Genomic DNA, 13,633 nt, shown 5'->3' on the forward strand with positions numbered 1-13,633 from the left:
GTCCCAGGGAGGACCGTGCCCCGGCGCCGGCGCCTGACGCGCGCCGCGCTGCTCGCCTTCTGCCCGCTCCCGGCGCTCGTCCCAGCCGCGTTCTCGCGCCCTGCGCTCGCGCAGCGCCCTTCCGCGCAGCCCTCGGCCGCGCCCCCTTCCCCTTCTCCTCTTCCCGCTTCTTCGCCTTCTTCTTCGCCTTCCTCTCCCCCTTCGCCTCCTCCCTCTCCACCGCCTCCCCCCTCGCCCACCGCGCCGCCTCCCCTCGAGGTCGTCGTCACCGGCACCCGCACCCCGGAGAGCAGCCAGCGCGCCACCGTGCGCACGCGCGTCGTCACCCGCGACGAGGCCGAGCGCCGCGGCGCCACCAACGTCGGTGAGGCGCTCGACGGCGAGCTCGGCGTCCAGGTCAACCCGAGCGCCTACGGCGCGCTCGGCAACCCGAGCGCCATCCAGATCCAGGGCTTCGACCTCGACCGCGTCCTCGTCCTCGAGGACGGCGAGCGCGTCATCGGCGACGCCGGCGGCGCCATCGACCTCTCGTCCCTCCCGCTCGGCGACGTCTCCCGCATCGAGCTCGTCACCGGGCCGACCAGCTCGCTCTACGGCACCAGCGCCATCGGCGGCGTCGTCAACGTCCTCTCCGCGCCCCCCGAGCACCCCGGCTTCAGCGGCCGCGCCCGCCTCGAAGGCCGGAGCCGCGCCGGGCTCGTCCTCCAGGGATCGGGCGCCTACAGGGGCGAGCGCGCCTGGGTGAGCGCCGACGCCTCGTTCCAGCGAGAGGACAGCCTCTCCCTCGTCGAGCCCGCCGAGAACATCGCCCATCCCGAGGCCGGCGCCGACGCCCCCACCGCCCTGCCCGAGCGCGCCCAGACGCTCCTCGGCCTGCGCGCAGGCGCCGCGCTCGGCAGGGGCATCGACCTGCGGCTCCGCGCGCGCTGGATCCACGACGAGCAGGACGGCGTCGAGCAGAAAGAACGGCCCGTCCTGGGAGTCTACCTCTACGACCTCCCCGAGGTGACCGACCGCATCACCCTGCACCTCGCCGAGACGCTCGACCTCGGCGGCGGCTCCAGCCTGCGCCTCGCCGCAGGCCAGCAATGGGCCTTCCGATCGAGCGGCCGCGACCAGCGCGGCTCGCCCTACAAAGAACTGCGCGAGCGCTCGGGCACCCTCCAGAGCTACGAGGCGATCGCCACCGTCGCCGACGGGAAGCGCACCTGGGTCGCCGGGGCGCGCGCCGAGGTGGAGACGCTCGACCAGGTGATCGAGATCACCGACGTGACCACCTCCGGCACCGAGGAGATCCCACCGAACGACGAGGTGCCCAGCACCCGGCTCGGCAGCGCCGCGCTCTACGGCCAGCTCGGGTGGAAGCTCACCGACGAGCTCACCGTCATGCCCGGCGTCCGCGGCGAGCTCCGCGTCCGCTACGGCGGCGTCGTCGCCCCACGCCTCGCCCTCGCGTACCGGCCCTCGCCGTCGCTCACGCTGCGCGTCTCCGGCGGGCGGGGATTCCGCGCCCCCAGCGCGAAGGAGCTCGGCTTCTCGTTCGACCACTCGAGCCTCGGCTACATCCTCGAGGGCAACCCGGAGCTCGCCCCCGAGACGTCCTGGGGCGTGAACGGCGATGTCACATGGATCCCCCGAGAGGGGATCACGGCGCGGGCCGGCGCCTTCTCGAACTGGGTCGACAACCTGATCGACGTCGACCCGAAGCCCGTCAGCTCCTCCGACGGCGTCGATACGTACACCTACACGAACATCGCCGAGGCGCGCACCGCTGGCCTCGATCTCTCGGCCACGCTCCAGGCCACACCGTGGCTCCGCGTCGAGGCCGGCTACGCCTACCTCTGGACACGCGACGACACGGCCGATCCCGGACAGCCGCTCTCCGGCAAACCGCCGCACACGGCGCAGGCGTCGCTCCGCGCCGATCTGCCGCTCCGGATCGAGCTCGTCACCCGTCTCCGGACCATCAGCGGCGCGTTCGTCGAGAGAGACCCGCGCGCCGGGGAAGACCTGTACGCGCCCGGGTTCACGACGCTCGACGCGCGGCTCGCGCGGCCGCTCTGGCCTTCATCACAAGCGTATCTCGGCGTCAGGAACCTGCTTGGCGCGCAAAAGGACCCTGAGCGCCGCGGCGATCACCGGCCCCTCGAGGGGCGCACATTTTACGTCGGCGTCCGCGCCGATCTACCGTGGGAGGACTCATGACAAGAGGATCGGTCGCGGCGGCGCTTCTCCTGCTCACCCCGGCGTGCGGCGACGGCGGAGACCCCGGGACCACGGACGACGGCGCGCTCCTCGAGGTCGACGTGCCGGCCACAGGCCGCGTCTTCCTCCGCCTCGCCACGCCGGAGATCGCGCTCCCGGAAGGCGACGGCGCGGCGTCCACCGACTGGGATCTCGCGCTCTCGGGTTACGACGTCTTCACCAACAGCGGCCTCAGCGGCCCCGGCGAAGGCGGGGCGCTGCCGATCGGCCTCGAGGACTACAGAGCGGGTGAGCTGCCGAGCACCCCCTTCCTGCTCACGGACGACTCCGGCGGCGCCTTCTCGCGCTGGTACGCCTACGACGGCGAGGAGCACGTCGCCTTCAGCCGCTACCACGTCCACGCGATCGAGCACGAGGGCAGGTACTGGAAGCTCCAGATCTTCTCCTTCTACGGGGAGGTGGACGGGGCGCCGGTCACGGCGCTGTATCAGCTCCGCTACGCCGAGGTGCTCCCCGACGGCTCCGGCCCGACCGTCGACATCCAGGATCTCGACGCGACCGCGGGCGGCATCGACGCACCCGAGACCGAGCCGAGCGCTTGCCTCGACCTCGCGGGCAACCGGCAGCTGATGCTCACGCCCGAAGAGGCGCGCGCGTCGACGGATTGGAACCTCTGCTTCCGAAGGTCGCTCGTCAGCGTCAACGGCGAGCTCGGCGGCCCCGGGACCACGCGCGCCGCCGACCTCCAGGCAGAGGCGTCGGACTCCGAGGATCTCGCCGAGATCAAGGGACGCACCGCCGCGTCGGAGCAGGCGCGGTTCGACGCGGCCGACCACGCGGCCCTCTCCGATCCCGCCGTCCCGTACCGCGGCGACCACATCGCGACCGCCTTCACGGGGCGGTGGCTCGAGCCCGGCGCGACGCCCCCCGCGCCGGCCAAGGACGCCGCGTGGCTCGTCCAGGGCGCGGACGGCGTATCGCGCTTCGTGATCGTCATCGAGCGCTTCGAGGGCGCGACGGAAGCATCTCCAGGTCGGGTGAGAATGCGCGTCAAGCAAGTGCAATGAGCGCCGCTCACGGCATCGCACACCCCGCCGAGGTCACGAGCGTGCGCAGCGCGTGACACCGCGCGAGAGCCCGCGCATACTGCGCGCGCGGTGAGGGAGGGCCCTTACCGACGCAGGAGCATGCTTATGTCAACGTTGCTTGCACCGGCATCGAGCGTCCTCGATCCGTCTCGCGTGGACGGGAAGCCGGGCGGCGAGCGCCGGGCAACGCAGGTTCGGGGAGGCGCTCTCCTCGCCGCGGGCGCGCTCGCGGCCCTCGTCGCGGGCGCCTGCGGCGGCAGGGTGGTGGTCGACGGGTTCGAGCCGCCGCCCGACGGCTCCAACGGCTCCGGCGGCTCCTGGAGCTCCGGAGACACCGCGAGCTCCGCGCCGCAAGGCTCCTCCGGGGCCGGTCAAGGCGGCAGCATCGGCGAGGGGGGGGCCCCACCGATTCCGCCCCTCGTCAAGGAAGAGCACAACAACGTCGACATCGACGGCGCCGTCCCGGTGACCATCGAGCCGGGCACCCTGGGCTTCACGGCCGTCGCCGAGATCATGGCGTCATCGCCGAGCTTCGAGCCCATCGGGATCGAGAGCATCCGCGGCCCCGACGGCAGGCTGCTGGCGGCCGACTACACAATCCCAGGCACGATGGCCGCCTTCTTCAACCAGGGCATCGGCGCGGCGGCCGTCCCGCAGACCGGCGCGGACGCATCCGCGCCGCTCGCGCCGGGCGTCTACTGGATCAAGCTCGGCAACGGCGGAGTCGGCCCCCTGGTAGAGCCGGTGCGCCTCTCGGTGTGGCACCGCCGGACGCTCGACGGGCGCTTTCACGGCGGGAAGATCGACATCAACGCCTTCATCGCCGGAGAGGCGGTCTCCGAGCAGTACATGCGGCGCGCGCTGCTCGCCGCGTACGAGGGGTACGTGGGCCTCGGCGTGGGCAGCATCAACATCCGCCACCTGGGCTCGGAGTGGGAGTTCATCGACGACGAGCTCCTCCCCGGCCTGCTCGAGCAGACGGCCGGCGCCCCCGGCCGTCCGGCCCTCAACGTGATCGCGGTGACGGCGTTCGGGGGGAGCATCGTGCAGGCGTCCGGCGTGACGCCCGCCGTGCCCTCGGTCGCTGTCGAGCACGGCACCCACCTGAGCGGCATCGTTGTCACGCTCTACGAGGAGCCCTCGGTCGACAGCTTCATCCTGCGCCATGAGCTCGGCCATCTCGCCGGGCTGTTCCATACGACCGAGCTCGACGCTGACTTCGGCGACCCGCTGGACGACACCCCGCAGTGCGACAACGTGAGGTCGCTGGAAGACCGCTGCCCGGATTTCGGGAATCTCATGTTCCCGACGGGGGGCGATTTCTCGGGCACGATAACACCGCAACAGACGGCGATCGTGCGGGCGAGCGCGCTCTACCGCGGGATCGTCGAGCAGGGCGGCGGGGCGGCCGTCCCGCTCCCGGGCGACGCGGACACGCCGGCGAGCGGAGCGCCCATCGCGCCGCCGACTCCGGGCGAGGGTGCTCGCCCGTTTGCACCCGACCACCTCGCCTCCACCGCCGCGCTCCCGCCGCACGCGGCGGCGCTGCTCGCGGGGCACTTCTGCGGCCAGAGCGCGGCCCGGGGCGCGGATTTCGACGAGCTGCTCCGCGAGGCCGGCGCCGACGCCGATCGGCTGCTCGCGGTCGGCCGCGATCCCGGCGCGCCGGCGTACGTGAGGGCGCGCGCCCTCACCGCGGCGGGCCGCGCCGCCGCGCGTTCCTCCGCCTCGGCGCGGGTGATCGCGGAGCTCCAGGCCCTCGCCGCGGACCCGCGCCTCCCGCGCCGCGCGCGGCTCGGCGCCGTCGAGGGGGTCGCGTCCGCCTCGCCCGCCGCCGCCCGCGCGCTCGCCGCGCGCCTGACCGCCGACGCCGACGGGGTCGTCGAGCGGATGGCGACCCGCGCCGCCGCGCGGTGAGGCCGCGCTCGCCGCGGCCGGCGTTATCCCGCCCTGGACCTCGCGGCCATGGAGATCACGCCCGTGCCTGCGACGGCGCGCGCGAAGTCCAGCCCCGTCAGCACGCCGCGGAGCCGCCGCCCCTGCACCACGAGCACGCGCCGCGCCTGCGCCGCGTGCGCGGCGGCCGCGGCGCGGTGGAGCGGCGTCCGGACGTCGAGGCAGACCATGGCCGGGCTCATCACGTCCTCGACCGGTGAATCGGACAGCACGCCGTGCGCGAGCAGCGCCTCGGTCTGGGTGAACATCCCCACCGGCCACCCGCCGGGATCGACCACCACGAGCCCGCTCACCTGCGCCGTCGTCAGCCGGTCGGCGGCGAGCGCGAGCGGCGCGTCGAGCGGGATCGTGTACGCGGGCGCCGACATGAGCCCGCCGATCGCCGTCGGGTCCCGCGCCTCGACCAGGGAGAGCAGGAGATCCTTGGTGCTGAACACGCCGGTCAAGGCCTCCTCCTCGCGGACGAACACGCGATGGATACGGTGCTTCAGCAGCACGCTCGCCGCCTGCGCGACCAGCGTCGCGCGCCCGACGGTGATGATGCCCGGGCGCAGCACGGCCCGCGCCGGGACATCGGGCAAGGTGAGCAGCATTCCTCGGCTGTTCGTCTTCGTCTCGAACCTGCCGAGCCGGAGCAGGTCGGTGCGCGACAGCACGCCGATCGCGCGCGACGCCGCGTCCAGGATCGGAACGCAGGAGATCGCGCGCTCGCCCAGCGTGCGGTGCACCTCTGGCAGCGGCGTCATGTCGGACGCCGCGATGACTTCACAGGTCATGTAACGCGAGACGGGTGTCGCAAAAGACATCATGGCGAGCATTCCTCGAGGACGCCGGCGCTCCGGCGCGCTCCAGAGGGAGCAAGAAGCGATCCGCCATGCGATGAGGGCTCCCAGGCCAGGCGCAAGCGCAGGCACCGCGCCTCGGCGCGCGATCTGCGCCGAGGTGTGCAACGGACTGGGCAGCGGCCGATCCGCCAGACCCAGGTGCGCCCGCCAGGAGGCGATGTCCTAAAATGCGACAGGTGGGGGGCCCCGGAACGTGGCCGTCGGACGCACGGCCGTCGCCGATCCGGAGCCCCCCAGGGCTCCTGGCCTCCAGGACCTTCGCGCCTGCCGCGAGCTCGCGGAGCCCAGGGTCCCTGTGACTCTTCCCGGGCGACCCGTCAGACGACCCGCTGCTTGGGCGCCGGGCGGGCACGGGGTCCCTCGTGTTCCGAGGGCCCGCCGTGCGCCGGTCCAGCGCCCGCGCTCGCCGCGGATGGACTCCGGGACAGTGGGCTAGAACCTGCCGCAGCCGCCGCCGCCCCAGCCGGGCCCGACGCCGCCCCAGCCGGGCCTGCCGCACGGCGGCTTGAAGCCGCCCCAGGGGCTGTTCCAGCCGCAAGGCCTGTTCCCGACGTTGCCCCAGTTGTTCCAGCCCGGGTTACCCCAGTTGTTCCAGCCCGGGAAGCCGCCGTTGCCGCAGCCCGGGACGCCCCAGCTCCCGTTGGCAAAGCCCGGGTTGTTCCAGCCCCAGTTCGGATCGGTGAAGCCCCCGGGGGCGCCGTTGCAGCTCCGCGCCCAGCTGGCGTCGCCGCACAGCGCCTGGGAGGCCTCCTCCACCGTCACGGCCTCGTCCGCATCACTCTCGTCGACGTCCGCCTCGCCCGCGCCCACCGCGCACCCGGTGGCCAGCGCCGCCATCGACATCGCGACGCACATCAACCTGGTATTCAACAGCTCGACCATTTCTCCTCCTTGCCCTGCCCGCGACGTCTGCAAGACCGCCGCGCCAGTCGGGTTGCGGAGAGAGCAGCGCTCATGCCCGAGAGCTGGTGTGCAGAGCCTGCCGCCCGAGGACGCGCGCTGCGGGCGCGAGGCAACGACAAACCGACATTCCTAAACAGCGCACGACCCCTCGGTGATCCGGCGTGTCGCCCCGCGCCGGATCACTGCGCAGAGACGGCGCTTCCAGGCGCGCCCGGCGCCCCTCGCGCAACGCGGCGGCTCCGGCAATAACACGCCTTTCGCGCGCTGCGGACTTCTCGGCGCAGCGCGCGTCGGCGAGGTGTCTCCGACGATGTCGAGCCTCCGCGCCGACAACATGAGACAAGGAGCGATACCACCGCAGATGCGTTCGCCGTCCTCGGGCGATCCGCGCCGCACCGCTCGGCGCGCTCAGCCCATCTCCTCTGCGCTCATGTACGCAAGAGTGCTCAAAAAGGACGCTCCGGGCATCCCGCGTCGCGCGCGTCAGGGGTCTTATCGAGTCGAGTCGGCCCCCTCCTCCGCCGGGCGAGCGCGGCGGCGGCGCGGGGCCGCTCAGGGCGCGGCGATCCAGGTCTCCCAGGCTCTCGAGAAGTCGTCGGCGTGGATCTCGTGGCCGCGCCCCGGGTGCACGACGAGCTCGTGCTCCCAGCCGTGCTGGGTCAGCACGTCGGCGAGGTTCTCGGCGCTCGCGATGGTGGAGGCGAGCTCGAGCTCACCGACGGCGATGAAGATCGGCGGCCTCTCCTCGGAGAACAGGTGCTCCTCGATGACCATGCGCCCCGCGCCGACGAGCGCCGCGCCGTCGACGGCGACGAGGCCTTCCAGCGCCACGTAGCTCGCGAAATAGCCGCCGTTGGAGAAGCCCATGACATAACGCCCGCCGAACGTCCCGCCGAGGATCCGCTCCATCAGCGCCTCTGCGCGCATCCACTCTTCGAGCAGGGCGGGCGCCGCGGCGTCGACGGTCTCGCGGCGCGTCGGCCAGCAGGAGTAGGTCGCCACGGACGGATCCCAGGTGCAGAGTCCAGGTCTCCCGCGCGGGAACACGGCGACGGCGCCGAGCGCCTCGGCGGCCTCCGCGGCGGTTGCCTGGAGGTCCACGGGCAGCGAGTCGGGCGCCATGGCCCCGTGCAGCACATAAAGGATCGGCGCGCCGCGGAGCGCGGTCTCCGGCACATGGAAGCAGGTGTGGTCGTCCAGGCCGATCCACCCTGCCGAGCACCAGTCCGTCTCGACCGGCTCCCAGCTCAGCGCGCCGCCATCGCCGCCGCTGCCCCCGCCGCCCTGCCCTCCCGCGTTCCCTTGCTCGCCCGCGTTCCCTTGCTCGCTCGCGCCCGACGCGCCGCTGCTCGCCGCGATCGGGTCCGGGGCAGCGCCGCCCCCGCCGCCCTCGATGCTCGATCCACGCTGGGCCTCGCTGGCAGCGCGCTCGCACGCGACCAGCGCGAGCACCGCCATGCTTGCCACCCTTGCCGCGCGGTCTGCCCTGTCCATTGCGCGCTCCTCGGTCAAGATGCCCTGTCGGTCGTGGCGCGGCAACGCTCGCGCGGCGCCTGCGCCGCGAGGACTCCCGCCCCGCCGCCGAAGCGACCCGCCCGGCGCGCCTGCCCCCGGGTGAGGGCGCAGGCCACCTGCCCTTGCCCTCCCGACGATGCCGCAGTACCGACCCAGCCATGACCCCACTTACTGGCCTCCCCGGCCCCTTCCTCGAGGCCGTCCAGCGTGAGTTCCCCGCGGATTTCCTCTCGACGGACGCTGCCGATCTCGCGACGTTCGGCCGCGACTGGACCAAGGTCCACGAGCCCAGGCCCTCGGCCCTCGCGCTCCCGCGCTCGACCGACGAGGTCTCGCGGCTGCTCCGCCTCTGCTCCGAGCACCGCGTCCCGGTCGTGCCCTCCGGCGGCCGCACGGGGCTCGCGGCCGGCGCCGTGGCGGCCAGGGGCGAGCTCGTCGTGTCGCTCGACCGGATGCGCAAGATGGGGCCTGTCGACGTCCTCGGCGCGACCGTGCGCGTCGAGGCCGGCGCGGTGACCGAGGCGGTGCACCAGCACGTCGCGCCGCACGGCCTCACCTGGCCTGTCGACTTCGCCTCGAAGGGGTCGAGCCAGGTCGGCGGCAACATCGCGACGAACGCCGGCGGCGTGAAGGTCATCCGCTATGGCCTCACGCGCCAGTGGGTGCTCGGGCTCACCGTCGTCACCGCGAGCGGAACCGTGCTCGAGCTGAACGGCGCGCTCGAGAAGAACAACACGGGGATCGACCTGCGCCAGCTGTTCATCGGCAGCGAGGGCACGCTCGGCATCATCACCGAGGCGACGCTCAAGCTCACGCGGGTCCCCGAGGCGCTCAACGTGTTCCTGTTCGCGGTGCCCGACCTCGCCGGCGTGCTCGCGCTGTTCCGCGAGGCCCGGACGGGGCCGTTCGTGGTGATGGCCTACGAGTTCTTCACCGAGAAGTGCCAGGCGCGCCTGCGCCGCCACAGGAACGTGCGTGTGCCGCTCTCCGCGCCGTCGGACTACTACGTGCTCATCGAGGTCGAGCGCGGCGAGCCCGAGGCGCTCGAGGCGTGGATCACCTCGCTGTTCGAGCGCGGGCTGGTCACCGACGGCACGCTCGCGCAGCACGGCGCGCAGGCCGCCGAGCTCTGGGCGCTCCGCGAAGGGATCAGCGAGAGCCTGTCGGCGACCGGGCTGCCGCACAAGAACGACGTGTCCCTCCCCATCCAGGAGCTCGAGGGCTTCTGCTCCGAGCTCGAGAGCCTCTTCGAGGCCCGCTATCCAGGGTGGGAGATCGCGCTCTTCGGCCACATCGGCGACGGCAACCTCCACATCAACGTGATGAAGCCCGACGACCTCACCCGCGAGGAGTTCCTGAAGCGCACCCACGAGGCGGATCACGCCATCTTCTCGCTCGTGAAGAAGTACCACGGCAGCATCTCCGCCGAGCACGGCATCGGCCTGCTCAAGAAGGATTACCTGCCCTACTCGCGCTCGACCGAGGAGCTCGCGATCATGCGGTCGATCAAGCGGGCGCTCGATCCGCTGAACCTCATGAACCCGGGCAAGATCATCGACGTCTGAGCGCCTCCCGCTCGCCCCATCGCTTCGCTCGCCACGACCACGCACCACGATGTAGCCACCAGCGATTCAACCCGTGACCGCGCGGCAGAGCGCCGGCGGCCGTTCGACGGAATCAGCGCAAGGAGAGACGATGACCCTCGACGAATCCAAGCTCTCGCACCGGTTCACCGAGCACGGCGGCGTGCGCCTCCACTACGTCGAGGCGGGCGCCGGGCCGCTCGTCGTGCTCCTCCACGGCTTTCCCGAGATCTGGTACTCGTGGCGCCACCAGATACCCGCGCTGGTCGAGGCGGGTTACCGCGTGATCGCGCCCGACATGCGCGGCTACAACCTCTCGGACAAGCCCGAGGGCGTCGCCGCGTACGCGATCGCCGAGCTCACCGCGGACGTGGCCGCGCTCATCCAGGCTTCGGGCGCGGAGCGCGCCGCCGCGGTGGTCGGCCACGACTGGGGCGGCGGCGTCGCCTGGGGGTTCGCGGCGCGGTATCCGGCGCTCCTCGAGCGGCTGGTCGTCCTCAACTGCCCGCACCCCGAGCGGCTGTTCACCGGGTTCCGCACGGCCCGGCAGCTCCGCAAGAGCTGGTACATGTTCTTCTTCCAGCTCCCGAAGCTCCCGGAGCTCGCCGCGCAGCGGGACGATTTTGCGTGGCTCCGCGCGGCGGTGAAGGACGATCCGCGGCGCCCGGGCGCTGTGAGCGACGAGGATCTCGCCCATTACGTGAAGGCGTGGTCGCAGCCCGGCGCGCTCACGGCGATGATCAACTACTACCGGGCCCTCTTCCGCCCGGGCAGCCTTGGCGAGCTCGGCAGGCCGCCCCGCATCGACATCCCGGTGCAGGTGATCTGGGGCGAGCACGATCGCTATCTCGGCTCCGAGCTCGCCGCGCCGGATCCGAAGCTGGTCCCGAACGCCCGAGTCGCCCGCATCCCCGACGCGAGCCACTTCGTGCACTACGACAGGCCCGAGAAGGTCAATCAGCTCCTCCTCGAGTTCCTGCGCTGACGCCCTCGCTGAAGCGCGATCGCGCCGCGCGGGACCGCTCGCGTGAATGAAACCGCCGGCGAGGCACGTTCCCTGACGCACGTACCCGTTTGACACGGCGGAGCTACCGATCGAACCTGGCGGGCGCTTATGCTCCGCCGCATCCCCGATCGCAACATCTGGCTCGTCTTTGGCTCGATCTTCCTCCTCGGTCTCGCGTACGGCATCGCCATCTCGCTCACGGCGGTCTTCCTCGATGCGCGCGGGTTCACCAAGACCGACATCGGCCTGCTCGCGTCGTGCTTCGCGCTCGGCATCGTCCTGCTCTCGCTGCCGATGGACACGCTCATCCGCCGGTTCTCGGCGAAGACCACGCTGGTGCTCGCGCTGGTCGGGTACGCGGCGGCGGTCGGCGCCTTCCCCTTCCTGCCGACCTTCGCCGCCATCGCCGCGGTGCGTTTCCTCGACGGGGCCTGCTCGGTCGGCATCTGGGTGAGCTGCGAGACGATCCTGCTCGCCCGGTCGGACAAGGACAACAAGGCGTTCGTCACGAGCCTCTATGCCGTCTCGATGGCGCTCGGCTACGTCCTCGGGCCGCTCTGCGCGCCGCACATCGTCGCGCTCTCCTCGATGCCCTCGGCGTTCCTCCTCTCGTGCGTGATCTCGCTGAGCTCGGCCGTCCTCGTGCTCGCGCGCCTCGATCGCGACCTGCCGGGCATGTCCGAGGCCCACGGGAAGGCCGGCGCGGCGAGCGGGGCGGAGCCCTCGGCGTCCTCCGCCTCGATCCTCTCGCGCATCAAGACCGCGTGCTTCGCGACCTTCGCCTACGGCTATTTCCAGGCGTCGGTCGTGCTGTTCCTCCCGCTCTACCTGATGGCGGAGAAGGGGGTCACGCGCGATCAGACGATCCAGATCCCCGCCTACTTCGCGGTGGGCATGCTCCTCTTCACCAACGTCTTTGGCCGGATCGGCGACCGCCGCGGCCACCTCCTGCTCATGCGCGCGCTCGGCACGATCGGCACGCTGATGATCCTCGGCTTCGTGTACCTCGATCGTTACGACGCGATGTGCGTGGCCGTGTTCGTCGCGGGGGCGACGCTCGCGTCGATATCGCCGCTCAGCCTGGCGCTCCAGGGCGTCGTCACCGCGCCGCGCGACTACAGCCGCGCGAACTCGCTCTACAACGTCTTCTACGCCGCCGGGATGCTCCTCGGCCCCCCGGCGTCGAGCGCCATTTACCAGGCCGCGGGCGGCATCGCGATGATCTACCACCTCGCGGCGCTGTGGGCCGCGTTCGTCGTGTTCACCGTCGTCTTCGCGGGCGACGACCCGGCCGCGCGGCGCAGCGCCGGAGAGCGCGTCAGCGTCCCGGTCTGGAATGAATAGCGCTCTCCCCACCGCGCGGCGATCGACGTAGAGACAGCCCCGCTCGCCGCGCAGACTCGCCAGCTCGCGGCGGCATACGACGAGGCGCCCGATCGCGGATCCTCGCCGGGCTCAGAGATCGCAGCCGCACGACCGCCGGACGATCAGCTCTGTCGGCAGCTCGATCCGCCGCTCGGCCTTGCCCGTCTGGATGAGGTCCACCAGCGCCTGCACCGCGCGGTAGCCCACCCCGTCCGTCGGCGCCCGCACGGTCGTGAGCGCGGGCTCGAGGTGGCGCGCCGACGGCGCGTCGTCGAAGCCGACGACCGAGATCTCCACGGGCACGCGCTTGCCCGCGGCGCGCAGCGCCTCCATCGCGCCGGCCGCGGCGTGGTCGCACCACGCGAAGATCGCGTCGAGGTCGGCCCCCTCGCGCACCCACGCGAGCGTCGCGGCCCGCGCCTCCCGCGCGTCGAAGCCGCGGCGCATCAGGCGCGGATCCACGGCGATGCCGTGCTCGGCCAGCGCCTCCCGGTACCCCTCCGCGCGCGTCGTCGAGTCCTCGCTCTCCGGGACGCCGTGGAGGAAGGCGATCCGGCGCCGGGCGTGCGCCTCGATCAGGTGCCCCACGATGGCGCGCGCGCCGGAGGCGTTCTTGATGATCACGCTGGGCAGCGGGGCGTCCGCGGGCGACGACTGGTACATGAGCACCGCCGGACAGTTCTGGTGGACCAGCTGCTGGAGATCGGCCTCGTGGACGTAGTGGCCGAAGATCAGCACCCCGTCCGTGTTGTGCCGCCCGACGAGGCGCCGCGCCGGCGCCTCCGGCCTCACGGAGAGCAGCACGTCGTAGCCCGCCTCGGCCGCCGAGGCGGCGATGGCCCGCACGAGGCTGGAGATGAACTCGGTGCTGATGTTCGGCAGGAGCAGGCCGAGGACGCCCGTCTTCCCCTGCGCGAGGCTCCTGGCGGCGGTGTTGGGCACGTAGCCGAGCTCGTCGATCACGGCCAGCACGCGCTCCCGGGTCTCCGCGCTGTACTTGCCCCTGCCATTCACCACGCGGCTGACGGTCGCGGGCGAGACGCGAGCGCGCTTGGCGACCTCCTCGATCCGGATCTGCGGCCGCGGCCCCGACTGGATCGTGAACGGCGGCGACAAGGCGGGGCACCTCCCGGGGCCGGGGACTCCGTCCGGGGCGCGGCGGCGCCC

The 13,633-nt window shown here is 72.4% G+C and carries 10 protein-coding genes; 6 read left to right on the forward strand and 4 right to left on the reverse strand.

Annotated elements, in window-relative coordinates; translation table 11 throughout:
* Positions 1-306: 306 nt before the first annotated feature.
* From WMF45_RS23105 to WMF45_RS23115, 3 genes are all read left to right on the forward strand, one after another.
* Positions 307-2,205 (forward strand): TonB-dependent receptor plug domain-containing protein, encoded by a 1,899-nt coding sequence (locus WMF45_RS23105; protein ID WP_437719010.1) that lies wholly within the window; start codon positions 307-309, stop codon positions 2,203-2,205.
* Positions 2,202-3,272, forward strand: coding sequence for an HmuY family protein (locus WMF45_RS23110; RefSeq protein ID WP_437719011.1), 1,071 nt, complete (start codon positions 2,202-2,204; stop codon positions 3,270-3,272). The genes WMF45_RS23105 and WMF45_RS23110 overlap by 4 nt, the downstream gene beginning before the upstream one ends.
* 126 nt (positions 3,273-3,398) lie before the next feature.
* Positions 3,399-5,210 carry a hypothetical protein gene (locus tag WMF45_RS23115; RefSeq protein ID WP_437719012.1) on the forward strand — a complete coding sequence of 604 codons (1,812 nt, stop codon included), beginning with the start codon at positions 3,399-3,401 and terminating at the stop codon, positions 5,208-5,210.
* Positions 5,211-5,233: 23 nt separating this feature from the next.
* Here the strand turns inward: WMF45_RS23115 and WMF45_RS23120 are convergent, their stop codons facing one another.
* The 3 genes from WMF45_RS23120 to WMF45_RS23130 form a co-directional block, all read right to left on the reverse strand.
* The gene (locus WMF45_RS23120) at positions 5,234-6,058 is read right to left on the reverse strand and encodes a CBS domain-containing protein (RefSeq protein ID WP_437719013.1); all 825 of its coding nucleotides are present in this window, start codon (positions 6,056-6,058) and stop codon (positions 5,234-5,236) included.
* A gap of 468 nt (positions 6,059-6,526) precedes the next feature.
* The gene (locus tag WMF45_RS23125) at positions 6,527-6,976 is read right to left on the reverse strand and encodes a hypothetical protein (RefSeq protein ID WP_437719014.1); all 450 of its coding nucleotides are present in this window, start codon (positions 6,974-6,976) and stop codon (positions 6,527-6,529) included.
* Positions 6,977-7,549: 573 nt separating this feature from the next.
* Positions 7,550-8,491, reverse strand: coding sequence for an alpha/beta hydrolase (locus tag WMF45_RS23130; RefSeq protein WP_437719015.1), 942 nt, complete (start codon positions 8,489-8,491; stop codon positions 7,550-7,552).
* Positions 8,492-8,670: 179 nt separating this feature from the next.
* Here WMF45_RS23130 and WMF45_RS23135 point away from each other — a divergent pair, with 179 nt between their 5' ends.
* The 3 genes from WMF45_RS23135 to WMF45_RS23145 all read left to right on the forward strand — a co-directional run bounded on the left by WMF45_RS23135 (position 8,671) and on the right by WMF45_RS23145 (position 12,445).
* Positions 8,671-10,077, forward strand: coding sequence for an FAD-binding oxidoreductase (locus WMF45_RS23135; protein WP_437719016.1), 1,407 nt, complete (start codon positions 8,671-8,673; stop codon positions 10,075-10,077).
* Between the two features lie 130 nt (positions 10,078-10,207).
* Complete coding sequence (locus WMF45_RS23140) at positions 10,208-11,080, forward strand: alpha/beta fold hydrolase (RefSeq protein ID WP_437719017.1); 873 nt, start codon at positions 10,208-10,210, stop codon at positions 11,078-11,080.
* A 129-nt stretch (positions 11,081-11,209) separates the two neighbouring features.
* Complete coding sequence (locus WMF45_RS23145; RefSeq protein ID WP_437719018.1) at positions 11,210-12,445, forward strand: MFS transporter; 1,236 nt, start codon at positions 11,210-11,212, stop codon at positions 12,443-12,445.
* Positions 12,446-12,556: 111 nt separating this feature from the next.
* Here WMF45_RS23145 and WMF45_RS23150 read toward each other — a convergent pair whose 3' ends face one another.
* Entirely contained in the window at positions 12,557-13,582 is a 1,026-nt protein-coding gene (locus WMF45_RS23150; protein ID WP_437719019.1) for a LacI family DNA-binding transcriptional regulator, read from the reverse strand.
* Positions 13,583-13,633: the final 51 nt, after the last annotated feature.

Source organism: Sorangium sp. So ce448 (assembly GCF_051520915.1).
Lineage (GTDB): Bacteria > Myxococcota_A > Polyangia > Polyangiales > Polyangiaceae > Sorangium > Sorangium cellulosum_B.

Excerpts from the sequence above, each read along its gene's own strand:
- WMF45_RS23110 (WP_437719011.1), top strand. The coding sequence starts at position 2,202 with ATGACAAGAGGATCGGTCGCGGCGGCGCTTCTCCTGCTCACCCCGGCG.
- WMF45_RS23115 (WP_437719012.1), top strand. The coding sequence starts at position 3,399 with ATGTCAACGTTGCTTGCACCGGCATCGAGCGTCCTCGATCCGTCTCGC.
- WMF45_RS23120 (WP_437719013.1), bottom strand. The coding sequence starts at position 6,058 with ATGATGTCTTTTGCGACACCCGTCTCGCGTTACATGACCTGTGAAGTC.
- WMF45_RS23125 (WP_437719014.1), bottom strand. The coding sequence starts at position 6,976 with ATGGTCGAGCTGTTGAATACCAGGTTGATGTGCGTCGCGATGTCGATG.
- WMF45_RS23130 (WP_437719015.1), bottom strand. The coding sequence starts at position 8,491 with ATGGACAGGGCAGACCGCGCGGCAAGGGTGGCAAGCATGGCGGTGCTC.
- WMF45_RS23135 (WP_437719016.1), top strand. The coding sequence starts at position 8,671 with ATGACCCCACTTACTGGCCTCCCCGGCCCCTTCCTCGAGGCCGTCCAG.
- WMF45_RS23140 (WP_437719017.1), top strand. The coding sequence starts at position 10,208 with ATGACCCTCGACGAATCCAAGCTCTCGCACCGGTTCACCGAGCACGGC.
- WMF45_RS23145 (WP_437719018.1), top strand. The coding sequence starts at position 11,210 with ATGCTCCGCCGCATCCCCGATCGCAACATCTGGCTCGTCTTTGGCTCG.